This window comes from Nostoc favosum CHAB5714 (assembly GCF_020829495.1).
GTDB classification, from domain to species: Bacteria; Cyanobacteriota; Cyanobacteriia; order Cyanobacteriales; family Nostocaceae; genus Nostoc; species Nostoc favosum.
Window position 1 is genome coordinate 21,169 of record NZ_JAIVFQ010000043.1, and the last position, 25,455, is coordinate 46,623.

14 protein-coding genes are annotated in these 25,455 nt (G+C 45.4%); 8 read left to right on the forward strand and 6 right to left on the reverse strand.

The genetic code is table 11. The annotated features are described in order from the left end of the window. Positions 1-56 precede the first annotated feature (56 nt). Together LC586_RS23430 and LC586_RS23435 are read right to left on the reverse strand one after the other, a co-directional pair. A complete protein-coding gene (locus LC586_RS23430; RefSeq protein ID WP_229487062.1) occupies positions 57-215 on the reverse strand; it encodes a hypothetical protein in 159 nt (52 codons plus the stop codon). A gap of 100 nt (positions 216-315) precedes the next feature. Beyond that, complete coding sequence (locus LC586_RS23435; RefSeq protein WP_229487063.1) at positions 316-4,092, reverse strand: AMP-binding protein; 3,777 nt, start codon at positions 4,090-4,092, stop codon at positions 316-318. A gap of 451 nt (positions 4,093-4,543) precedes the next feature. Between LC586_RS23435 and LC586_RS23440 the strand changes: the two genes are divergently transcribed. The 7 genes from LC586_RS23440 (at position 4,544) to LC586_RS23470 (ending at position 12,999) form a co-directional block, all read left to right on the forward strand. After that, the gene (locus tag LC586_RS23440) at positions 4,544-4,708 is read left to right on the forward strand and encodes a hypothetical protein (RefSeq protein WP_229487064.1); all 165 of its coding nucleotides are present in this window, start codon (positions 4,544-4,546) and stop codon (positions 4,706-4,708) included. A 16-nt stretch (positions 4,709-4,724) separates the two neighbouring features. Beyond that, the gene (locus LC586_RS23445) at positions 4,725-7,274 is read left to right on the forward strand and encodes a TonB-dependent siderophore receptor (RefSeq protein WP_229487065.1); all 2,550 of its coding nucleotides are present in this window, start codon (positions 4,725-4,727) and stop codon (positions 7,272-7,274) included. A gap of 22 nt (positions 7,275-7,296) precedes the next feature. Continuing rightward, on the forward strand, positions 7,297-7,878 hold the full coding sequence (locus LC586_RS23450; protein ID WP_229487066.1) for a hypothetical protein: 582 nt from the start codon (positions 7,297-7,299) through the stop codon (positions 7,876-7,878). Further along, the gene (locus LC586_RS23455; RefSeq protein ID WP_229487067.1) at positions 7,824-9,152 is read left to right on the forward strand and encodes an MFS transporter; all 1,329 of its coding nucleotides are present in this window, start codon (positions 7,824-7,826) and stop codon (positions 9,150-9,152) included. The genes LC586_RS23450 and LC586_RS23455 overlap by 55 nt, the downstream gene beginning before the upstream one ends. A 266-nt stretch (positions 9,153-9,418) precedes the next feature. Beyond that, on the forward strand, positions 9,419-10,279 hold the full coding sequence (locus LC586_RS41205; protein ID WP_306423285.1) for a bluetail domain-containing putative surface protein: 861 nt from the start codon (positions 9,419-9,421) through the stop codon (positions 10,277-10,279). 26 nt (positions 10,280-10,305) lie between these two features. Next, a complete protein-coding gene (locus tag LC586_RS23465; protein ID WP_229487068.1) occupies positions 10,306-11,595 on the forward strand; it encodes a serine hydrolase domain-containing protein in 1,290 nt (429 codons plus the stop codon). A gap of 426 nt (positions 11,596-12,021) precedes the next feature. Next, the gene (locus LC586_RS23470) at positions 12,022-12,999 is read left to right on the forward strand and encodes a DUF3102 domain-containing protein (RefSeq protein ID WP_229487069.1); all 978 of its coding nucleotides are present in this window, start codon (positions 12,022-12,024) and stop codon (positions 12,997-12,999) included. Positions 13,000-13,030: 31 nt separating this feature from the next. Here LC586_RS23470 and LC586_RS23475 read toward each other — a convergent pair whose 3' ends face one another. Next, positions 13,031-14,098, reverse strand: coding sequence for a ferredoxin family protein (locus LC586_RS23475; protein WP_229487070.1), 1,068 nt, complete (start codon positions 14,096-14,098; stop codon positions 13,031-13,033). Positions 14,099-14,391: 293 nt separating this feature from the next. Continuing rightward, positions 14,392-15,111, reverse strand: a complete 720-nt coding sequence (locus LC586_RS23480) for a COG4280 domain-containing protein (RefSeq protein ID WP_229487071.1) — start codon at positions 15,109-15,111, stop codon at positions 14,392-14,394. Between the two features lie 151 nt (positions 15,112-15,262). Between LC586_RS23480 and LC586_RS23485 the strand changes: the two genes are divergently transcribed. Further along, positions 15,263-16,117: a sterol desaturase family protein gene (locus LC586_RS23485; RefSeq protein WP_229487072.1), complete on the forward strand. Its 855-nt coding sequence runs from the start codon at positions 15,263-15,265 to the stop codon at positions 16,115-16,117. 212 nt (positions 16,118-16,329) lie between these two features. Here LC586_RS23485 and LC586_RS23490 read toward each other — a convergent pair whose 3' ends face one another. Together LC586_RS23490 and LC586_RS23495 are read right to left on the reverse strand one after the other, a co-directional pair. Then, the gene (locus LC586_RS23490) at positions 16,330-17,382 is read right to left on the reverse strand and encodes an LLM class flavin-dependent oxidoreductase (RefSeq protein ID WP_229487073.1); all 1,053 of its coding nucleotides are present in this window, start codon (positions 17,380-17,382) and stop codon (positions 16,330-16,332) included. A gap of 434 nt (positions 17,383-17,816) precedes the next feature. Continuing rightward, positions 17,817-25,202 carry a pre-peptidase C-terminal domain-containing protein gene (locus LC586_RS23495; RefSeq protein ID WP_229487074.1) on the reverse strand — a complete coding sequence of 2,462 codons (7,386 nt, stop codon included), beginning with the start codon at positions 25,200-25,202 and terminating at the stop codon, positions 17,817-17,819. Between the last annotated feature and the right edge of the window lie 253 nt (positions 25,203-25,455).

Consider the following 25,455-nt stretch of genomic DNA (forward strand, 5'->3'; position numbering starts at 1 on the left):
TTTGCGTAAAATCGTAACGTTTTTAAACGCCCAGAGTTGTCCCAGATAAGACTTCCTTACATCTGAACTTCTCCTTCAAAGACGCGCAAGGGACGGTGGGGACGCAAAGTAAACGCATAGGCGCTTCGCCGAACCGCAGGGTAGGGACGCAGAGTTTTGCCTTTCTTTAATTCGCTACGAATTAATGAAATGGTGTACTTAGCCCCAACAAGCAAATTTATATTACTCTCTTCCCGCCATAAGATTATCTATCTCTTCCTTTGCGTCCTTTGCGTCCTTTGCGGTTGGTTAAAAAAAATTTTGAGACTTGTGTGTTCATGAACGTGTCCTTTGTCGTGCTATAGCAATTTCTTGAGCTAGCAGTTCTGCCATTTCTGCTGCTGATAAATCTTCTAATGAGGGAGATAGGGTAAAATTTTCTCCCCCTGCTTCCCCATTTGCGGGCTGAGTTCTAAATGTATCGCTCAAATAATGGGCTAAATCTTCAATTGTGGGAAAATTCCAGGCGATGGTTGCTTCTAATTTATGAGAAATACCCAACCATTCTTGTAAATCTTGAGCTAATTCTACCGCCGTAACAGAATCGATGCCATAGTCAGCAAAGGCTTTCGTTGAGTCAATTTCTGAGATAGAAACGTGCAATTTCTGACTCAACCAAGTGATTAACCAGGTTTGGATTTCGGAATTAAACCCACCTCTTGTTAACTCTGTTCTTGGCAAGGGGAAGTTGAAAACAGTTAAGTTCTGGGAAACTGGATTTTCTAAGGAGACTGTTGATTTACGTAACAATTCATCTAGCTGATCGTCTTCACCTGCTAAAGTTTGTTCTACATCACCAATCGTCTGTGCATACTCACTAATCAAATTAGCTGTTGTTTGCAGGTTGGCTAATGACAAGTTATCAGGTGTGAAATTTAAAGCTTGGTGGAGTTTCTCTTCAAACCGATTTTTGATCCAAGCGATCGCTCTTTGGATATTCGCTGATTTATCCATCATACCTCCCATTGCTGCCCAAAGGATAGCATCACTCGCCAATTCACCAAGTTGATAGGATGCCCAACGCTGAGTAGTTATATTATTAGTGAAGCGATCGCTAATTCTTTCTACTGCATTAGCTAATCTTTGAGCTACTTCCACTGCACCCAAAGTCTGAGTCAGAAATTGTTGCAGTTCTTCGCCCTGTTTCAGCAGACGCGCACCCAAAAATCCACATAAGGTTTCCGTCGGCCCTTCAAATATCCGAAAAACTCGCGCATCCCGAAGAATTTGTGGTGCTAGGTTGCTTTCGATATAGCCGCGTCCACCCAAGGTTTGTACCAGTAAATCTGCTGTTATCCAGTAAAATTCGGGGGCAGAAATTTTACAAGCTGTGTACGCTTCCACTGGGACGGTAATTCCTTGGTCGAGTAACTCACAAATTCGCATTACCAAGGTTTCAACTGTGGTAATTGCCGCTGTCAATTCCTCAAGGCGATGTAAAACCACAGGATGCTCTAGCAATCGTCCGGTAGAAATTTGCCGACGTTCACTATAGCGCCACATCAGTTGGAGGCAGCGTTTCATCCCACCTACACAAGCAGCTGCGATCGCTAATCTACCATACATCATCGCATCCTGGGCAACACTCATCCCAGTGCCCACACCACCCAAAAGTTGCTCAGATGTGACGGGAACATCTTCTAAATAAACGGTATTTTGTACCATTCCCCGCATTCCCATTGTTAGTGCTTCTTTCCCCTGGCGCAATCCAGGGCTACCCCGACGCACTGCAAAACCGCTAATACCTTGATGTTGATGTTGGACAAACACATTAATTACACCCGCCCAAGCCGCAGAACCACTCCAAATTTTCTCACCCCGCAACCGCCAACCATTACCATTTGCGATCGCTTGGGATGCGATCGCTTGGGGATTAGCACCTGCTCCCGGTTCAGTGAGGGCAAATGCTGCTAATTCCCTTCCCGTGGCAAGCATTGGCAGTAATTCTTCCTTCAGCGATGACGTACCATGCAACAAAATTGGACGAATTCCCAACACGTTATTCAGTCCCACAAACAGCGCTAAGGTAGAATCTATTGCCCCTAATTGTTGTATAATCCTGATGGTGTCCGTATATCCTAAACCTAACCCACCATAATTAAGTGGTACTTGCATTCCCAATAAACCCCGATTGCCAAAATCTAAAACAATGTGGGGTGAAATACAACGCCGTTCATCCATCAAGCGCGAATTAATATGATGGTTAGCGTAATCTCGTAACCATTCAATTAAGTTATCTGTTTTGTATTTGCTACCCACCAAATCACCCCTCCCCAACCCTCCTACACCCCTTTCATCCCCCCTTACCAAGGGGGGACAGAGGGGGGTGCGCGTTAGCGCGGGTGGGGTAATATCTTGAAGTTCCCACTGAGAAATTACATCTAAACTCTTATTGATAAACCCAGCCCGACAAGCATGGCGTTGCACCTTGCCACTGGAAGTTTTGGGTATGCTGCTGGGTTTGAGCAAGCAAATAGCATACACCTGCAACTCATGTTCGCGGGAAATTGCCCCCCGAATGGCTGTGATTATGGCTGCGGTATCGAGCAATCGCCAAGCACTACGTTCTACTTCTTGAACAACTACTAACCGTTCTTCCCCAGAAAATTCCACACTGAAAGCCGCTCCCCAATGAGGATTAAGCATTTCATGACTGTGAGCAACGCTAGCTTCAATATCTTGAGGGTAATAATTTTGCCCTCTGATTATAATAATATCTTTTATCCGCCCAGTGACAAATAATTCCTCACCCCGCAAAAACCCTAAATCTCCCGTTCGTAAAAATGAACCCGCTTCTGATGCCAAAGTCGCTCTAAAAGTTGCTTCTGTCTCCTCTAGACGACCCCAGTAACCTTGAGCTACACTCGCACCCCTAACCCAAATTTCCCCTTCTTCTCCTTCTAAACGTGGTTTTCGGGATTCGGGATCAACAATTATGACTGTTTGTTCAGCACTAGCGCAACCACAACCAACGATCGCCTTTTGGTCAGTAAAAGTCTCAATAGTCGGTGCTTTGTCCTTATGTCCGCCAGTGACAAATAATGTTGCTTCTGCTAACCCATAACAGGGATAGAAGGCTTCGGACCGAAACCCATATTGAGCAAAGGTTGTGACAAATTTTTCTAGGGTTTGTGCCCGAATTGGCTCTGCCCCGGTAAATGCGATTTCCCAACTACTCAAATCCAAATCTTGACATTCTTCTGGGCGAATATCGTGCAGACACATCTCGTAGGCAAAATTAGGAGCGCCGCTAGTTGTGGCGCGGGTTTGGGAAATCGCCTGCAACCAACGAATTGGTTTCTGGAGAAAGGCCACAGAAGGCATCAGCGTCACAGGGAAACCGCCATAAAGTGGCTGAAAAATTCCCCCAATTAAACCCATATCATGATACGGCGGCAACCAACTGACAAACTTACTGCTAAATGAATGTCCAAAACGATGATAAACTTGCGCTAAATTATGCAGTAAATTCCCATGACTGAGCATCACTCCCTTTGGTGTACCAGTTGAACCAGAGGTATACTGAAGCATGGCGATGCTGTCGGCATTCAGTGAGGGACGTTGCCAACCATCAGCCAAGTCTAAAGAAATGCCATCAGTAGCAATTATCGGCAGAGTAGTGATCGCCTTTAACGAGCTTGACAAAGCCACCGTCGTCAAAATTCCACTTGGTTGGGCATCAGATGCGATCGCTAATAACCGATCTAAATTACGATTGCGACGTGGTGGATATACAGGAACAGCAATCACGCCAGCATAAAAACAGCCCATGATTGCCGCAATCAATTCTAGCCCTGGTGGGTACATCAACAGTACAGGCTCTTTTTGCCAATCCTGGGTTTGTAAATGAGTTGCGAACTGACAAGTCAGCGCTTGCGCTATCGCCCGTGCTTGTTGATCTAACTCCCAATATGTAAGACTAAGACTTTCTCCGTCTTGTAGAAAATTGAACCCGATAGAGTTAGGCTGCTCCTGTATCCACAAGAGCAAAACATCCGGGAGTGTTACTGCTTCTTGTAGAGCTATTGAGAAATTTTCTCTTTGACGAGACATAACCATGCAACTAACTGCTTGATGAGGGAGTGAAATTGACTAACTAATTTGTGAAAAATTTGCACGTTACCGCTATTTTTATCTGCAACTAGAGCAAACACAGTAAAAATATCATTTTTTTTCTAATCTAACCTATGCAATATAGGATATATTATTTTTCATAATACTTCTCAAGAAGTTTAGTAAAATTTGCCATCTTAGTTTGATAGTTATCATACTGAGCTTTTTGTATCCATGTATATAATTGACACTGAAATACACAGATTGCGATCAGCCAATAGCAAAATTTATACCAATTATGTATGAAGATGCACTTAATAAAACCCCTCTGTAGTCCCCCCGATGCCTTGGGGGAACGGCGTAGCCGGGGGGTAAATTATGCAGCTTCACAAAGAAACGGTATGACAGCATTTTTATTAGGGATTAGGAAGATAAGTCAAGAGTTATCCCAATGACGCCAGTTGCTTCTCCTGTCGGAGACGCTGCGCGAACAAGTCGGGAAACCCGCCTACGGCGCTGGCTCGCCAATGCTCAATGCCCAATGACGCCAGTCGCCTCAAGTCGGGAAACCCGCCCACGGCGCTGGCTCGCCAATGCCCAATATTTTCGAGTGTGAGTGAGGAAACTTTGACATGACGTGGAATTATTGCCAACCATCGATAGTAGTTGCTAGCGTAGTAACTCTTTTAGCATTGCAGCCAGCTTGGGCAGCACCCATTCCTGTAACAGGAGTGCAAATCAATTCTAACAATCAAGGTTTAGAAATTGTTCTCCAAACACCAACCACAGAATTTTTAAACACCATAACTACTAGCGAAGGTAAAACCCTAATCATCACCGTCGCTAACACTCAACTCCAGTTAACACAAGGACAATCTTTTTTACAACAGAATCCCGCACCTGATATAGCCGAAGTTGCTGTTACCCAGTTAGATGCCAACACCGTTGAGATCAGAGTCATTGGGAATGCAGCATTACCCACAGCAAATATCCAACAAAGTAACCAAGGATTAGTTTTTAATCTCACCCCATCTACCACCGCCCAAAATCCACCCCCACCAGCTGACCAAACTTCAGAAGCACAGGAACCAGAAGAACCCATCGAAATCACCGTTATCGGAGAAAGTCCCCGGCCAACCTACCAAGTTCCTAATTCCTCTGTTGGTACTCGCACCGACACCCCAATTATCGATGTACCACAAGCGATTCAAGTCATCCCCCAAGAGGTGATCAAGGATCAGGGTACGCGCACAGTCGGGGAAATCTTGAAAAACACCAGTAGCGCCAATACCGGACGTTCGCCATCCCAAGCCCCAGCTTTAAATCCGGTGATTCGGGGATTTGAATCTACTAATATTTTGCGTAATGGTCTGCGGGATGAAACCCTACGCTTTAATAGTGACATTAGTAACGTTGAACGATTAGAACTCCTCAAAGGGCCAGCTTCGGTGCTGTTTGGGCGCGGGGATTTAGGTGGAGTGATTAACCTAGTCACAAAGCAACCTTTAGATCAACCATTTTATTCAGTTGAGTATCAAGTGGGATCATTCGGTTTACAGCGTCCCTCCTTGGACTTCTCCGGCCCTTTGGGCACAGATGGTGTTGCTTACCGCTTAAATTCTTCCTATGAACGGGCTGACAGCTTCAAACAATTTGAAAATAATGAATCTTTCTTTATATCTCCATCCGTCAGGCTGATTAGTAACAAAGACACAACATTAATTGTCGATTTAGAATATCTCAAATACCGCAGCTTTGAGACAGCACCAGATTTACCCGCCTCTGGGACGGTGATTTCTAACCCCAATGGCAAAGTCGCACTAGATGCCAACTTGGGTGAACCTTCCCTATCTGAAAGTGAAGCAAACGTAACCCGCTTAGGTTATCGATTAGACCAACGTCTTAGTTCTAATTGGTCAATAAAAAATGAATTTTTAGCTTCGTTTTTAGATGTTTCTGAAAATACTGGGGTGATTGCCATCCGTAGCTTTACTAATCCCGATACACCAGATGGATTGGAGCCAGATCAACAAACTCTCAACCGAACCTTGGTGGAAAATCCCAGTGAATTATCTACCTTGACATTCAATACTAGTTTAGAGGGTAAATTTCAAACTGGAAGTATTGAACATAATTTGCTATTCGGTGTAGAGCTTGCTAGACAAAGGTTTAAGGATCAGCAGAACATTAACTTTTTGAGTCCCATTAATATCTTCAATCCTGTTTATGACCCTGAGAACATCATTCCCTCGAGCTTGCTAGATCTGGATATTGATACTAACACTGACGCTCAGGAAAACACTATCGGTCTCTACCTCCAAAATCAAATTTCTCTATCAAAGAGCATTATCTTAGTTTTGGGTGGACGTTTGGATTTTGCCGAACAAATCTATGATGATTTACTTAACCCCAGCCAAAGTTTTGAGCGTAGCGATACTGTCTTTAGTCCTCGTGTTGGTTTAGTAATTAAGCCAACTGAAAATATTTCATTGTATGCCAGCTACAGCGAATCATTTAAACCAGTTGCTGGCAGAACTCGCATCTTCAATGATGAGACTGGAGAATTTGATAATGGTGATCCATTTGAACCAGAACGTGGTGTTCAATACGAAGTCGGTGTAAAAGCAAATCTATTAGGCGATCGCCTTTCTACCACCCTAGCATTTTACAACTTGGAACGCAGCAATATCGCGGCTCAAGGACTCGACGATCCCCTATCACAATTTCAAATCGGCAAACAACGTAGCCGTGGGATTGAACTAGACATTGCTGGGGAAATTCTACCGGGTTGGAACCTAACAGCCAGCTATGCTTATACAGATACAGAAATTCTGGAAGATAGCCGCCCAGAATTTGTGGGTAGGCAATTACAAAATGTCCCCAAAAATGCTTTCGGATTGTGGACTACTTATGAACTGCAATCTGGTAGCCTAAAGGGGTTAGGAGTTGGCATTGGTCTATTTAACCAAGGAGAACGACAAGGTGATTTACTAAATAGATTCACTCTACCCTCATACTGGCGAACAGATGCATCGCTGTTTTATCGCCGCGACAACTTCCGCGCTGGGATCAATTTCCAAAACTTGTTCGATCAAGATTACTTCGAGGGTGCCCGCGATATTGTCCGCGTTGTCCCAGGTGCGCCTTTTGCTATTACCGGCACCATTTCCTGGGAATTTTAATATTAGACATGGGGCATTGGGCATGGGGCATGGGGCATTGGGCACTTGTACTGAGCGACTTGTGCCGAGCGAAGCCGAGGTAAGCCGAAGTATTGGGCATTGGGCATTGGGCATGGGGCATGGGGCATGGGGAATAGGGGATGAGTCTTTAATACTCGCCGACGAGTCTTTGATACTCGCCCAGGAGTCTTTGATACTCGCCGACGAGTCTTTGAACTCCGTTAATGAGTCTTTGATACTCGCCGACGAGTCTTTGAACTCCGTTAATGAGTCTTTGAACTCCATTAATGAGTCTTTGAACTCCATTAATGAGTCTTTGAACTCCATTAATGAGTCTTTGAACTCCGTTAATGAGTCTTTGAACTCCATTAATGAGTCTTTGAACTCCATTAATGAGTCTTTGAACTCCATTAATGAGTCTTTGAACTCCGTTAATGAGTCTTTGAACTCCGTTAATGAGTCTTTGAACTCCGTTAATGAGTCTTTGAACTCCACTCCCCATGCCCCATGCCCCATGCCCCATGCCTCATGCCCCATGCCCCATCCCCCATGCCCCAGTCCCTTCAATTCCTCCAACTTCCCACAATGCGAACTTTTTTGGTAATCTGGCTGGGTCAAATGGTATCAACCATCGGCAGTTTTATGACAGTGTTTGCACTGACAATTTGGGTATGGGACAAAACGGGTTCAGCAACAGCTTTGGCGTTAGTGGGTTTCTTCGCCCAACTACCCAGATTGCTGATTACCACCTTTGCCGGTATTGCCGTTGATCGCTACGATCGGCGGTTGCTCATGCTCATTGCTGAAGTTGTCGCCTTTTTATGTACTCTAGCAGTAGCGCTGCTATATCTCACTCAGCAATTACAGGTGTGGCATCTATATATAATAGTCGCCCTTTATGGTGGTTTTGGACAGTTACAAGTTCTGGCATATTCAACTTCCATCGCCCTGCTGGTTCCCCAAGAACAATATACCCGTGCTGAAAGCTTGGGGAGTGCTGTAAACTACAGTGCGGCAATTTTTGCCCCCGCCTTAGCAGGGTTTCTCTATCCGCGTTTTGGGTTGCAAAGCATCTTTTGGATTGACTTAGCGACTTTTATCGCTTCCTTTGTAACCTTGCTGATTGTCAGAATTCCCCGGACATCTATAGAAAAAACAGTGGATGATCACCAAGAAACCCTGTGGCAAAAGTTGACCTTTGGATTTCGCTATATTTGGGCAAATCCTTCTTTAACAGCAATGGCGATCGCCTTTACTTTATTCGCCATTCCCAATGATATCAGCAAAGCTCTTTACAGCCCGATGATTCTCGCCCGCACAGGTGGCGACTCAGAAATTCTCGGCGCTGTCACCACGGCTGCGGGTATTGGCGGTGTCATCGGTGCCCTACTATTGGGAGCCTGGGGAGGATTTAAACGCCGCATTCATGGAATGTTACTTGGTTTTGCCGGATATGGTTTCTTTAGAACAATTCTCGGTCTTGGACAAACATTACCAGTTTGGATAGTTGCCCATTTTCTGGCAGCAGCACTTATTCCTATGTTTTATAGTTCTAGTAATGCTATCTGGTATACTAAAGTGCCACCAGCTTTACAAGGGCGAGTTTTAGCAGCAGATCAACTCATTGGCGTGACGATCTCAACCATCGCACCGTTAATCGCTGGTTTTCTAGCTGACCAAGTATTTGAACCAGCAATGCGTCCGACGGGGAGTTTAGCGCCTATTTTCGGTAACTTCTTTGGTACTCGGATTGGTTCAGGCATTACTTTGCTATTTGTCAGCATGAGTATTTGCACGGTAATAGTAGGAATCTTGGGGTACAGCGTGCGTTCTTTGCGACGAGTAGAGGACTTAATACCAGATAGCTCCCAATCTTAAGTTCATTAGCCTTGAAGAAGGCAAATTCGTGCAAATTTTGCAAGAGTAAAGCAAAAATCTTTTCAGAGTCTCCCCTATTTCCGCAGCTTGCCCAATTCATATCAAGTCCGTTCAATTACCCATAATAAAACTATCCCACCCGCGCTATCGCGCACCCTCCTCGATGCATTGGGGAGGGGTAATGCGAGAATTATAGGCAATTTACCGGACATCATCTCATCCCGATATCTGTAACGAAAATTTAACTTACACACAGGAAATGACTTATGGCGCCAGTAGTCAAAATCACAGCCAATACTCAAAATCTGGTTGAAACTCAAGGTACTATTTTAACCTTTAGCTTTGAGTTAAGTGAAACCCCGCCATCAGCAGGCGTGACAGTTTACCTGAAAGGCAATATCGCCCAATCATTGACCCAACTCGATTTATTTGCGATCGCTTATTCCGGAGGTGATGCCCCAGAGGGAGATTTTGATTTTACAGGGTTCTACTTTAACATTAAGTCTCAAGTTGCCACAGTTAGTCTGCCGATTTTCGTCGATGGAATTGTGGAAAGTCCACAAACCGTAGTTTATACACTCCAGCCTGGAACAGGCTACACTGTTAATCCAAGTTTCAGTGCGATCGCTGTTAACTTATTCGACGATGCGATTATTGGTGGGGCAGGTAACGACAACCTCACTGGTAACAGTGCTAACAACGTCCTCATTGGTAATGCTGGTAACGACATACTAACTGGGGGAAGTGGAAAAGATACTCTAACAGGAGGTCTTGGAGTGGATCGCTTTGACTACCGCAATTTAGCTGATTCCCTGTTCAGTAATTTTGATATTATTACAGACTTCAATGCCACTGCTGGTAATGATCTATTCCTCGTTTCCACTGCACGAGCCGGATTCTTGAATGCGGGAAGTGTTGCAACTCTTAATGAGGCTGGAATTGGAGCTAAATTAACCACCGCTAATTTTGGAGCAAACTTTGCTGCTCGATTTACCTTTGGAAGTCGCACCTTTGCCGCCATTAATAATAATACAGCAGGGTTTAACGGCACTACTGATGCCATCATTGAGGTAACAGGATTAACTGGAACCCTGGGGAGCAGTAATTTTACAACCACGTTGGCGTAGCAGTCCTTTTGACCTTGATCATAACTATGCTTTTTAGAATCCTCCCAACAAGTATTCTCACCTCAGCCCTATTGTTTGCTCCAGCTGTAACCCTGGTAACTGGATCGATTTCTTCCCCTGCCTTATCGATCACTCTTGCAACAAATTCATTACCATCTTCTGTCAATCAAGACCTGGCAGAGCAGCTACAGGCAAGTCTGGATCAAGCACGGGGCAACATTCCGGGGGCAGCCGTAGCGATTATCAGCCCTAAAGTCACCTGGTTTGGGGCTAGCGGGGTGGCAGACATAGCAACAGATACACAATTACAGCCTAGCGATCGCTTCCAAATCGGCAGCATTACCAAGACTTTCGTGGCAACAACCATATTACAACTAGTCGAAGAGGGTATCCTTGGTCTGGAGGATACCCTAGTTGACCGACTACCAAAGACAGTAACGGCGGCGATTCCGAACTCAGAGCGGATTACAGTGCGCCAACTCTTGAACCATACTAGCGGCCTTGCCGACTATACCGATGTGCTGTTTACACAGGCTGCGGTCAACCCAGGAGTTTTTTTTAATAATTGGCAACCAGAGGAACTGGTGAGCTTAATTAATGGCACAGAGGCTAGCTCTGAGCCAGGAGAGTTGTGGGAGTATTCCAATACCAACTTTCTCTTGTTGGGCATGGTGCTGGAAGCGGCAACGAAAGGTAATATTGCAGATGAAATCCGCGATCGCATCCTCGATCCCCTAGCCCTCAGCAATACCTTTTTTGCCGAAGAAGAAGCTATCCCAGGTGGCTATGTCAAAGGCTATTGGGACTTTGATCAAAATGGCACGCTCAACGATATTTCTGTTGCCAATCTCTCTTGGGCCTGGTCTGCTGGGGCGATGGTGTCCAACACTGCGGATTTAGCTACCTTTATTCAAGCCCTAATCGGCGGCGAACTGTTGGAGCCTGATACCCTCAACCAAATGCTGACGACCATCAGCCCCATTGCATCAGAGAATTATTCTGCTTATGGACTGGGCATCGGTACTATTGAATCCCCCAATCGCTTCTGGTACATCCATCGAGGACAAACTCTGGGATATCGCTCCAATATGTGGTACTCGCCTTTGGAAAACATCACTTATATTGAATTAATTAATGCGCGATCTAACCAAAACTTATCGGGTGCAACCTTAACTACCTTAAGACGGCATAAATCCACTGCGTCAGTTCCAGAACCAGGAATGATCCCTGGACTGCTGTTGCTTGTCAGCATGGGGTTAACTTTGAGGTCAAGATTGCCACTCCTAAACAATATATGTTGCCGGAATAAGGTTTAATATCATGTTCACTTAATTACTTATTAAACCCAAAGAACCCCACTCCTTGACAAGGGGGAAGACCAGAAATCCGGTTCCCTCCCCAATACATCGGGGAGGGTTAGGGTGGGGTAAATCAGACTTGTGTACACCACCGCAGCCTCTAGCTTTAGCTAGAGGCTCTTTGAGGTTATTATATGGGCAATTCAGGTTATTCATCAAGCTCTTGTGTTAAGAAGGTAAAATTTTACCAGCTACCAAATACTCAGCTTTTGTAGTGAGTCTAATTTCCATATTTTTCTACTTTTAAAATAAAATGAAGAATATAGTGTATTGAGTGCAGGAAGTCTAGCTACATCTGAGTGAGATTATCCTCACGATTTTGTGTATGTTCTATCTGTAATCCAAAATAGCTGAGTTCTTCGCCAATGGATCTGGAAAATCACAATGAGAAAATCAAGTAACAAGGATACAAAAGATACAATTATCACTCGTTTTGATTATGAACTTCTCACACCAGAGCAACGGACTTTAGTTGAGCAGCACACAACAGAAATCCGAGAGCAGCTACGGCGGACTGCCCAGGACATTTGGGAGATTGGGCAACGATTGGCAGAAGTGCGTTCTAAACTGAAGCATGGACAATTTGATACTTGGTTGAAAGCAGAATTTGGTTGGAGCCGTCGGACAGCATACAACTTTATTAATGTATATGAAACCTTTGGCAACCGTGCAAATCTTGCACAAATTGACATTGCTACCTCCGCTTTGTATCTACTTGCTGCACCCTCCACACCCCAAAAACTGCGGGAGCAGTATCTAGAAGAAGCGAAAACTGGTAAGCGCATCACCCACAAAGATTTAGTCCAAACTATTAAACATCAGCAAGAAGAAAAAACTGACTCGATAACTACATCACAAGAGGCAATAAAGCCAGAAATTGTCGCCATTCTGCCAAAATCCAGCCAAAAAAACAATTCTCCATCCCCAGTTATTGAGGTTCCTGTCACTCATGTAGAGACAACACCTGAAGCTACTGTTAGGAGCCAATTTCGTTGGTGGCGGTTAGGACAGCAGCACCTGTTATTTCACGGTGATACAGCTTCACCAGAGTTTTTTGCTAAAATCCCTCCAGTCACTTTAGCTGTTGCTGTGACTTCAGATGATTGGGATCATGATTGGCTGATTGAGGAAGCAGCAACAGTAATCATTCTGCAACCCTTTAGCTTGCAAACAAATACCCTTGAGCAATTAGTGACCATGTTTTCGCAACCAGGAGACTTAGTAGTGTTTCCCTGGCTGCCTCAAGAAAATATGATTGCGATCGCTCATCATCTAGGGCGACGAGTAGTTGCTGGAGATCCGTCACTGGAATTGTGCCAACGGGCAATTGTCGGATCAGGATTGAGTGCAAAAGAAGTTTGAAAATTGGGCATGGGGAATTACGAATTACGAATTACGAATTACGAATTTTTAAGAGATGATCTATGCTGTACTGGTTGACGGTAGTTAGGGGTACATCATCTCCAGATTTGCCTTTACTAGTGACTGTTCCCGTCAATTTAACGGTGGCTTCGTATGCACCTCGGTGGCTATTATTACTACTCGTGTAATCAATCTGTATTTTTGCCCAGGTTGCTTGTTCATCCCATCTTGCAACCACAAGTTTTAATTTTGGAAATGGAACACGTTTAAAGATGCCCTTAAGGAGCGATCGCGCCATACCACCTTCATCTTTTGCTAAAATACGCCCATTTTTGGGATAATCCAGCCAATCCCAGCCTGACTCCATCCAAATTTTTCTCTCAGCAATTTGCTCAAATTTCCCCAAACCTGTCCAGCCACGATAGAAAGGTTGCAACTGGGAAACATCACCCTGTCGATAAATCAAACAATCCAAAACATCCGCTTTCAGGTGTCCCCAAACTTGACCGGTGGGAAAATCAATCAACGTCGGCGCAAACTGGTGTCCACCAAAATGATTAGTTTGCCATACTCGCAGACTATCTGATTCTGTTGCATACTTTTGGCGTAGAAGTTGGTAAAGGGGATAGCCAAACCGCCCACAAGCTAAGTCGTAGTTGGCGTGGGTACAAACCAGAATTTCTCGAATGTGTTCTGTTGGCTGACGATAAGTTTGAAAACTGGGTAAATTTTGCGGCTGAAATAACAGAGCTTCTGCCAAAAGAGCAACCTGAGTTAGGGGAAGTAAATATTCCTGCTTGGTATACTGAGCAAATAGCTGGGCTGGACGCTGATAACAAAAGACTCTGATCCATTCTGGATGAGTATAAGCCTTGTCAGGAGCGATCGCTAACAGCCGACCTTTGAAATACCGCATCGGGTTAGACGCTAACCGTTCCACAACTTGCAAAAGTGGCTGAAATTCCGGTTTTTCTTGCCAAAGTTCAGCCTTCCAGGGACGTGGTACTTCCACAAGCAACCATTCATCCACCGTACCTGCGGTGCCAATTGGATCTTCACCATTAGCTTGAGAAACCACCGAACAGTAACGACAATCCATTAGACTTCTTACCTTTGTGCCTTTGCGTGATATCAAGTTCGGATAATTAGTTATGATTCTTACAGTTATTGCACCCCACGCCGCCAAAGCTATGCTTTGTCTCCCCTCCCCTTGCTAAGGTTTTACCCCCCTTAATCCCCCCGATGTTTTGGGGGGAAACAAGAAATCTAGTTCCCTCCCCTTGTAAAGGGAGGGTTAGGGTGGGGTAAAACCTTGGTTAATCAGCTATTTCAGACTTGTGTGTACACCGTAGTAGCAAGGGGTGGGGTTCTCCAGGTTTAATTGATAGCTCTTTAATCCGCTACAACTTCCCTTCTCAACCAATAAATAGCAGCTGCTGCAGTAGTACTATATAACCCAAGCAAAATCAAAATTGAAAACTCATCAAAAGGGAATTCTACCCCCATACCTTCCCCTAACCAGAAAGTTCCCAAAGAACTGAGCATAATCCCAGCACCAAGCTTGATTAACACCTCTGGCAATTTAACCAAATATTGATGTAGAGCGACTACCGCAACTAGCGATAATAATAGCGCCAGTCCTGTAGCAGCGATCGCTTCATACCAAGCACTAGAGGCTAATCCCAGTGTAATCACAATTACACCCACCTCCAAAGCCTCCAGAGCAGCACTTTTGGTCATAATCAAAAAATTCAGTTTACTAAATCCTGGCGATTGCTGATCTAAAGCAATACCTTCTTTTTCGAGAACATTCTCATCAACCCAACCTGCTCGCCGTCCCGTTGCTAGTCGGCGCACAGATTTATTTACCCATCTCCAGCCAAACCCCAGCAGAAGCAAACCAATGATGATTTGCAACGGTTGCAGAGGGAGAAACTGTAATCCTGTGCCAAGAGCGATCGCTCCTAGTAATACCACAACTAAACCTGTAATCGCCCCCCAAATCGCCTCACGGACATAGCCAGAGCTACCAATAGCATAGGCGATCGCTACAACTTCTAAAAATTCAATGCCCGTGCTGCCAAGTGCAGCTAGGAAAATACTCAAATTCATTGAATCTCCTTAATAACTATGATGAAAACACAGTGGCAATCTAGTAGAATAAGAGCGATTCCTAATAATTATGCACCAGTCTGTGCTATTATTATAAAAATTCACAGCATCCAATAATCCCTCTGCTCTACAAATTGAGGTTACTTCAAATATGGAATGGAATGATGCTGTCTTCGGCTTTATTAAATATGTGCTGAAGGCATTTTTGATATATGGTGTTTTTATTTTGATTGAACGGTTGCGTCCAGTGGAGCCAAATCAGCCGTTTCGTGATATTGTTTTTAACTTAAAGTGGTATGTTGTCTATACTTTATTTGCATTTTTGCTCAATGCGATCGGGATTGGAGCATTAGTCGAAATAACTCGGCATTGGCTGGGCGGCCCTTATTTAACTCTACCAGAACCGAGTAATTGGATAGAAACAATCCTTGGGATAGTTTTTTATTTTCTAATTGTTGACTTCTTTTATTACTGGTTACATCGATTTCAACATACCAATTCCTTTTTGTGGGAACAACATAAATTTCACCACAGTGAAGTTTCCTTAAATGTCACCAGTACTCGGCGGGTACATTGGCTAGAAGAACCATTGATTCTCGCGTTTATTGTCATTCCTATGAGTTTATTGTTTCACATTGAACCAATAGCCGTAGGATTATTGGCGTTTATTGAAATTATCTGGTTACAATTTATCCATTTAAATTTACGTTTAGAATTAGGTATTTTCACACCAATTATAGTTGGGCCACAACACCATAGAATTCATCATTCATTTCAGCCAGAACATATAGATAAAAATTTTGCTTTATTTTTCCCGATTTGGGATATTGTTTTTGGCTCTTACCACCGAGCGCGAAAAGGTGAATTTCCAGCGACAGGATTAACTACTGGTGAAAAGTACAATAACCTTTGGGATGCTACTATTTTGCCATTTCGAGAATGGTTTGGGCAACGCTATTTGGGAGTATTAAAAAAGAAGTTAGCTCAGAAAAAACTATTGCGGTAATTTTAATATGACCACCAAACAATTTCCTAGTTATTGCAGGCTGATGCGGTGTTAGAAACTTAAGTTTCTACCCCACAAGCATCATTATCTTGTCCAATTAAAGCTTTTGGCGGCTTTGAGGATACAGAATTTAGCTACGATGAATTAATGGGTTGGAGGAGTTTAAAAATCTTCCATTTTCTATAGAGCATATTCACAAAACTTTTACTTTTTTACCTCAACGAAGGGGCTAATTTTTGTTGTAATTGACTCACAAACGGTAAACTTGCCATTACCAAATCGTAATCTTGTACAAAGTCAATTAAACAAGCAATTTCATCCACACCTGCGGCGCGAATTTCTTCAACAAAAGGGCGACAACTATCGGGCGTACCAATCAGCGATCGCCCTTTCATAAATCCTTCGACACCAAATTGCAGTATACTATCGATATCGTCTTCAGAAAAATTTTTCAGGCTGACTTTTAAGCCCATACTCTTCGCCAAACTTTCTATTAATTCGTAGTGAGTTTTAAGGTAATTGCAGAAAGGTTGCGTGACTTTTTCCTTAACATCGTTGATGTCATCCCCTAAAAAAGTATGGATCATCAGCGCTACTTTCCCTGCTTGGCGATCGTGTCCATGTTTTGCTAGAGAGTTGCGGTAAAGTTTAATTTTGGGGGCAATATCATCTAATGTACCACCGAGCAACGAAGTTAAGACGTGCGCCCCTAGCTTACCAGCTTCCACAAAAGTTTCTGACGACTGACAAGTGATCCAGATAGGAAGTTCTGATTGTACAGGTCTAGGCAGTGTTTTTACTGAAAATACTTTTCCCGTAGCGTCCTGACGTTCAACCGACTCGCCCCGCCAGAGTTTTCGCATCACCTCCAAATCTCGCCACATTGCGGCTTTGCGATTAACATGGGGTTCACGGGCTAAGACAAAATCATCCACAGTCCAACCAGAAGCAAAAGCGATCGCTACCCTTCCCTGTGATAAATTATCTACTACCGCCCATTCTTCAGTAGCTCGTACAGGATCATGTAAAGGTAGGACAAAACTACCAGCACGTAATTGCACTTGTTTAGTAATCATAGCGATCGCTGCACTAGTAATTGCTGGATTTGGATAAAGTCCTCCAAAGGCGTGAAAATGACGTTCTGGAGTCCAAATAGCTGTTAAACCATTTTGGTCAGCAAATTTAGCACTTTCGATTAAAAGTTGGTATTGATGAGGACGAGCAACAGAGCCATCACCATCGAAATAAAACAGGCTAAAATCCATAATTCTTTTGCATTCAACTTGAGGAAAAAGGGGATTCAGATGAAATATCTGAAAGTCCCCCCTTTGTTCATTCAAACATTTGACTAATTAAACGTGAGTTCGACAACTGCTATATGGCATTACCCCCCTTAATCCCCCCGATGCATTGGGGGGAGATCCGATCTCCGGTTCCAAAGGCGGGAGATCCGATCTCCGGTTCCAAAGGCGGGAGATCCGATCTCCGGTTCCAAAGGGAGGAGATCCGATCTCCGGTTCCAAAGGGGAGAGATCCGATCTCCGGTTCCCTCCCCAATGCATCGGGGAGGGTTAGGGTGGGGTAAAACTCAAGCCCCAACCCAGATTTGTAAGATATTTCAGACTTGTATGTACACCGTAGCGCCTAAAGGAGAGGTTCATCGAACTCACGTTAATTAACTGGCGTTGTGCATAGCTAATTAAACACTGGTAAACGCCGATGAATTGAGACTACTTGCTTGAACAAGCTTCAGTACTCCAAGTGTCTCATCACCGACTTTAATCACAGTATCTAATCCACTCTGACTCAGAGTCAACTGGTCATAACTCAAACTGCTACCTAAACCAAGGCGCTGACCAAAAGAAATCTGCAAGTTGTTGATGGTATCTACACCCTGAGCTTGTGCCAAAACAACAACATCATTACCGCCGTTCAGGTAGAGGGTGTCATTGCCAACACCACCGTTAATCAAGTCGTCTCCCGAACCACTGTAGATGATGTCATCGCCAGCACCGCCGAGCAAAGTGTCTTTACCACCATTGCCAAATAGTTGGTCATTGCCATCGCCACCATTCAGCAGGTCATTGCCAGAGCCACCAAACAGTAGGTCATCGCCACCTCTACTCAACAGTTTGTCATTACCACCGTTGCCAAACAGTTGGTCGTTGTCAGCAGTGCCAATTAGGGTGTTGTCACCCGCGTCGCCAAAGGGACTGGTGGGTTCTTCAGCAGATAGCCCGAAACTGACTGTGTACTTACCAGTTTCAATCCCAAAATCAGGGTACACCTCGCCGGAACCACTGCCCACCGTATTGGGATCGTAGAACTCGTTGCCAAGTTGGCTGATGCCGACAAAATAAGTGCCATCCGTTTGAGCAGAAAACTGTAGGTAAGGATCGTTGAAGGTTGAGAAAACTTCATCTGGTGCTGCTTGGAAATCATCGAAGCCAGTTTTCAGCAGTTCCTTGCCCTCGACATCGAAGACCCGTAGCTGTGAGTAAAGCAACTTGGAGTCTATTTCTGCGGCATCAACGTTGATCGAGAGCTTATCCCCGCCTTTGAGATTGACTTTGTAAAGGTCTACATCTTCACTACCATCGACTTGAATCTGATTATCACCTTCACCAACAGTATATTCACCAATTTCGCCGTCAAAAGTGACGCTGGTATTGGTTGCTGTCAGACCAGTAGCGATCGCAGTTGCTAAAGTATCATTTGATTCTGCCGTTGAAGCAGGAGCCTGATCTGGAGAATCAACGAGTGTGAAAGTGGCGCTATTGGCTTCAGGATTAATTTGATAGCCCTCGCCAGCTAATATCGTTACGGTAGCAGTTTCTACACCTTCTGCTATATTATCGTTAGCGATCGCCACACTCAAACTAGCGTTTTTCTCAGTAATCTTCAGAGTGAAGGTATTATCCTGGGCTGAAGATGCAACCAGAGAGCCTCCTTCCACAACCAGGCTATCTGTAACGAAGTTTTCTTCCAGGTCGGGAACACTGACTGTGACAATTACGCCTTCAGTGGGTGGCGTGGCACTCAAGCTAAAGTTGAGCTTGCCTAGAGTTTCCTCTGTCTCAATCAACACTTTTGGTTCCGTGCTGAGATTCACTTGAATCTTCGAGTCAGGGGTGTCTTTGATGGTAATGACAGCCGAACCATTGGTTGGACTGACAGTGTAGCCTGCTCCGGGTTTGACCTCGAATTTAAACTCCTCAATGCCTTCAACGATGTCGGTGCTGTTGAACACAGGTAGGGTAATGGTTGCCGTTTGCTCCAACAGCTTGAAGTAGAAGCCGCTAACTGCACCATCAGCAGCAGGTACGCCACCTGTGAACTGGCCATCAAAGATGGCGAATTCATTCAGTGCATCTTGGGCATTACCGCTGATGTAAACTTGCACCCCTTCTGGTGGAGGTGGTTCACTGAGTGACAGAGTGATCACAGTGGTGGTTCCCTCTGATTCAATCAGTTCCGTCTGACTAAATGCAATGCTGACTTCTGGGATAACAGTCGGTGTGGGAACTTCAGCTACGGTGTCGTAGAAGGTAACAGTAGAACTGCTGGAATCTGAAACGGTATACCCTACGCTCTCCACTACAGAGAAAGTAACAGTTTCAGCTCCATTGGTTTCAGATGTTTCCCGATTACTAGGCGGAATCACAATCGTTGCAAAAGCTTCCTCCAGGCGGAAGTTAAAACCAATTGCTTCACCTGCTTCGTTATAAACAGCATCTAAAAACTGTCCGCCACGGCTAAAGGGTTTATCACTGAGGAGAGAACCGAAAGAATCACGATTTCCCAAATAGTCCAGCAAGGGATTGTCACTCTGGATAAAAACTTCGATTCCACCTGTGGGAATTTCACCCTCTGCTGTCAGGACAAAGGTAATAGCCGACGTTGCACCTTCTGCAACAGTTTCTGATATCTCAGGTGAGACAATTCCAAAGTCAAGTTTGTCAAAGTCGTTCTTGTAAGTCCCTGCAATGGTGAACAAGGAAATTGCCGGGCCTTCTCCGTTACCAGCAGGAATCTCTGTCGGGTTGGCGATAAATGCATCCGGATCGTTGAGACTGATGTTAAGCGTGTATTTGCCGGTGCCGTACTCATTGGGGTCAGTAGCCGAGTTGCCATTGCCACTAGCTGGCTGGGGTGGATCGTATTTTGTATTGTTGTAGATGGCAACCCCAGCATAATACACACCATCCTCAGGAGCTGTAAATTCCAAATAGGATGCCCACTTGCCAACAAACAGTTCATCAGGAGCCGCACCATCTTCGTTGTAGCCTACCTGGACACCGTTGGCATCAAAGACACGCAGCGAGGTGTCCACCTTACGACCTGATTCAAACTGGTTAGCGTCAACATCAATCTTGATGGTGTCTCCGGCTTTGAGTTCAACCTTGTATAAATCTACGTCTTCTGAGGCATCGACAAAAATCAAGCCTTTCTCAGTTTCGTAGTTGTTATCATACTCAAAGTCAATTGCACTATCGATACTAAAGAAGGGATAGGCAGAACTGAGTTTGGTGTCAAACGCCGTCTCTATGGTGTCATTGGGTTCGCTCACCTCAGTCAGAGGGGGCGTAAACTCTGGGATATCGGCGATGGTAAACTTACCAAAATTAGCGGCTGAGTTAACTTGGTATCCTGTACCTGGTAGTAAGGTAAACAAAGCCCGCTCGACTAACTCAGGGATGCCATCCGCCTTCACAGGCAGCTGAATAGTGGCATCTTGGGCAGTAATTTTCAGGTCAAAGCCGTTATTGCGGACAGCGACAATTTCGCCACCCTCAATTACGATGCCATCCAGATTAAACTCTCCGAGATTGGGCGCTCTGACTGAGACAGTGACACCTGCTTCTGGTGGCGTAGCACTGAGGCTAAAGGTATGTAGTGATACCGTTGCTTCCGACTCTACCAACACCGAGGGAGAGGTTGTCAAACTCACCTGAATTTGGGAAGTTGCATCGTCTACAACTGTTAATGTCACTCCTGGGGCGTCAGCGTCGATGGTGTAACCCGGTGCTTGTTGCAAGTTGAAGGCGATTTCATCGATACCTTCGACTTCGCCATCAGCAAAGGCTGGCAGGGTAATGCTTGCTGTTTGTTCGGTAATTTTGAAGTAGAAACCACTGGCACCAAAGTTGGGTGCTGGGAAGACTCCGCCTGTAACCTGTGCGTTGTAGACATCAAATTCTGCCAGGGTGCGTCCTGTTGCATCACCTTCTCCCCCTGTTTGGCTGGGACTGTTGACATATACCAGCAAACCTCCGGCTGGAGGTGGTTCGCTGAGGGTAAAGGTCAAGGTGGTTGTGTTATTTGTGGCTTCACTGAGGGAGGTATTGTTGGTGCTGAGGCTAACCGTTGGAGTTACCGTCGCAGCAGGTACTTGGTCGAGGCTCTCGTAGAAGGTGACAGTGGAACTAGCAGCGCCAACGTCGTAGCCTGTGCCTGCTTCTAGGGTAAAGGTGGCTGTATCGGTGGTCGCACCAGCACTGTTGTCTTTAACTGACAGGTTAATGAGGGCGTTGGCTTGAGTAAGTTTGAATTTGAATCCGGTGGCTTCGCCATCTGAATTGTAGACTGCACCGACAAATTCACCGCCGGGGCTAAATGGTTCGACTCCCAGGTTGCTGAAGTAATCTCGGAAAGCAATATCACTGTTGAGTGTGACAACTAGACCATCTTCTGGGATTTCGCCATCAACACTGAAGACGAATGTCAGTAGGGAAGTGCCATCTTCTAAGGTTTTGACTATGACTGGTGCCAACAGATTATCTGATGAATCGAATGCTCCAGCGATCGTGTTGAAGGATACTGTTGGCTCAGGGGGACGAGGAACAGCGGTGAGGTCAATGCTAAGTTCGTAGTTGCCAATGTTAGTTCCAGAGGCAGGAATAATCCGACCACCGCCACTACCTGCTGTGAAGGGGTCATAGTAACGATTACTATTGGCGGCGACACCAATGTAGTAGGCTCCGTCTGCGGTGGCTGTGAATTCTAGGTAGGCATCGCGGTTGGAAACAAATAACTCATCCGGGGCGGGGTTGTTAAACGATGTTGCCAACTGCTGACCTGTGGAGTCAAATAGCCGCAGTTCCGTATCTACAAATTGGTCGTTTTCAAACCCTTCAATTAGAAAAGGCACGGAGTCAGTGTCAATTTTAATCTTGTCGCCTGTTTTGAGTTCGACTTTGTACAGGTCTACATCTTCAGATTTATCGATGAAGTTCCCTGGTGCATTGCCGATTTCCGCCTGAATCTTGAAGCTGGTGTTATCTTTGTCCAGTTTCGTATCAATTGCCTGTGGGATGACATCATTGACGGTTTGCAGGCTGTCACCTTCGTTCTCAACTACTGTTTCTGCCGACTCAATCAGATTAGTGGGACTGAGTTCATCGCTAACTTGAATCTGAGATGTCGGCGTATCAAGCAGTGTAAAAGTAACGGCTGCTTTGATTGGATCAATTGTATATCCTTCACCTGACTGAAGTTCAAATTTCAGAGATTCTATGCCTTCAACTTCCGCATCATCAAAAGCCGACAGGGTAAGAGTCGCGGTCTGCTCAGTCAGTTTGACGTAAAAACCACCTGCCTGGAAGTTGCCATAGGGGAAGGAAGCACCATTGACTTCGGTTTGGAAGACGTTAAACTCAGCCACCGCTCCAGTAACACTGCTATTGACATAGATTAGTACACCTTCGGGTGGTGGTGCCTGGTCTAGGGTAAATGTGAGTACGGTAGAAGTTCCTTCTGACTCGACGAGCCGCGTCTGGCTAACCTCCAGTCCTACCTTGGGAATAACCGTTAGTGGGGGTGCTTGCTCTAAAGTTTCGTAGAAGGTAACTGTAGACGAGTCAGCATTTGGGTTAACTCTGGTGTTGTCACCAGGTAATAAAGCGAAGGTGGCTGATTGAGAGCCTTCAATCTCGGTAGTGGTGGGAACAATGAAGCTGATGTAGGCGTTATTCTGGGTGAGGTTGAAAGTAAAGCCCGTCGCTTCACCTGTTTGTGCGTCATAAATGGCATTGCCAACTTCACCACCTACACTGAAGGGTTTGTTTCTGACGGAGTTACCGAAGTATTCCCGCAGGACGATGTTGGAGTTGATGGTGACATCAGCGCCAGCTTCGGGAATGTCCCCGTCTGCCTGCAAAGAGATGACTAATACTGCTGCACCCTCTGGTGGAGATGTTACCAGGTATGGAGAGAGAATCTTTTCACCTGTATCACGACCAGAGTAAGTACCAGTAATTGTTTCTAAGGAGATGATGGGTCTAGTACCCCTGGGAACAGGTAGGGGAGGATTGACAACTGTACCAACTTCTGGGTTGAGACTCAGATTCAGGGTATAAGTGCCGCTGCTTGTACCTGTGCCGCTTCCCTGCTGGTTGGGATTGTAGGGGTCAAAATTGGTGAGAGTGGGATTTTCGACACTCCGGTTGTAGTTCGGATTGCTACTGACTCCAACGTAGTATGTCCCTGCCTCAGATGCGGTGAAATCGAGATAAGAGTCGTTGCGGGAGAGGAATATTTCATTAGGAGCAGGCGCTCTGCGGTTAGCTGCTAGTACTTGACCACTGGCATCAAAAACTTGCAGGGCTGAGGAGAGGGTAGAATCGTTTTGTTGAGCGTCGATGTCAAGCGCCAAGCGATCGCCTGCTTTCAACTCAACTTTATACAGGTCTACATCTTCGGTGTTATCAACATAGGTAAAGCCTGCGTCTGTAGGGTTGATCCGATAACGGTTGGCGGCGTTGTAATCAATTGCCCCAGTGATGGCAAGTGTGGGATTGGCGGCGCTCAATAAGGTGTTATTGGCTGTGGCAATGGTGTCATTGCTTTCGATTTCTGCGCTCAGGGGTTGAGGGGTATCTAAAATGGTGAATGTGGCTTGGCTACTCTCACCAATTACGTAGCCTGTTCCCGCTAACAAGGTGAAGACGGCCGTTTCTGTTCCTTCGGCTACTCCATCATTCTTCACGGGCAATTCAATTAAAACCTCTTGGCTGGTGAACTTCAAGTCAAAGCCATCGGCTCTCACTGCCGTAATACTGCCGCCAGTAACGCTGATTTGCGCCAGGTCAAATTCACTCAAATTAGCAGCGCTGACCGAGACAATCAGCCCATCGGCTGAGGGAGGCGCACTTAGGGTGAAGGTGTGTCGAGATACTGTGCTATCTGCTTCTATTAGGGTGGTGGGTGTACCTATGAGTGTGACTTGCGGTAAGGTCGATTCGGGTGTGTCTTGAATCGTCACTAACACCTGGCTGGTGGCAGCATTTACCGTGTAGCCTGGGCCTCCTTGGAGGCTAAAGTTAATGCCCTCAAGTCCTTCTGAGGTATCATCTGGGAACGCTGCTACTGAGACACTGGCTGTCTGCTCGGTAATATGGAAGTAGAAACCATTGCTGGCGAAGTTGGCAGCAGGAAAGTCACCACCGCTCACTTGGGCATTCAACACGTCAAACTCGCCCAAACTACCGAATCCACCGCCACCGACAAAGATAGTTACACCTTCTGCTGGTGGAGGTTCGCTGAGGGTGAAGTTGAAGGTGATGCGATCGCCTTGTGACTCTACTATGGTTGTATTGGTGGCCGTGAAGCTAACTTCTGGGGTGACGCTAGGAGTGGGAACGTCTTGTATAGTGTTGTATACAGGAAATGTTGTGGAATCACTCTCTGGGTTCACATTGTACCCATTTCCTGGTTGCACGGAGAAGGTGACTGTTTCTAACTCATCTGCTGGTAGCTCACTCTTTAAGCGGAAAGCGATCAATGAATTCGGGGTTGCCACCTTCACCTTGAAGCCAATGCCTTTGCCTGTTTCGTCGTAAATTCCCTCTAGGATTTCGGCACCTGGTGCAAAGGGTGAGGTGCCCAACCCATTCAGGTACTTCAACAAGTCAATATTGCTGACAACATTGACTACTAACCCTTCTTCTGGTATTAAACCTTCTACATTCAGTGATAGGTTGAGGACACTTACACCTGTCGTAGATTTTACGAGTCCGTAAGTGAGCAGATTATCTTCAGCATCCACGGTAATCGGTGTCGAACTAATCCCAATAATCGTTGGCATAAATTATGTGTTGGTGTTAGTGGATAAACGGTGATAGTGGCTGTGGCAATCGTTGAATCTGCTTTGCCATCATTACAGCTATTTTCAGGTAAATAGACCACGCGGTAGGGGCACAGCAATGCTGTGCCCTTACGACAGATGTGGTTGAAATACATGAAAACTGCTGTAACTGCCAGTAAAGTCTGCATTTTTTTGTAGTGGAAGAAACCGTTCTCATTGCAGGTCAATGTTGTGTTTGGTTCCTTCCACTATT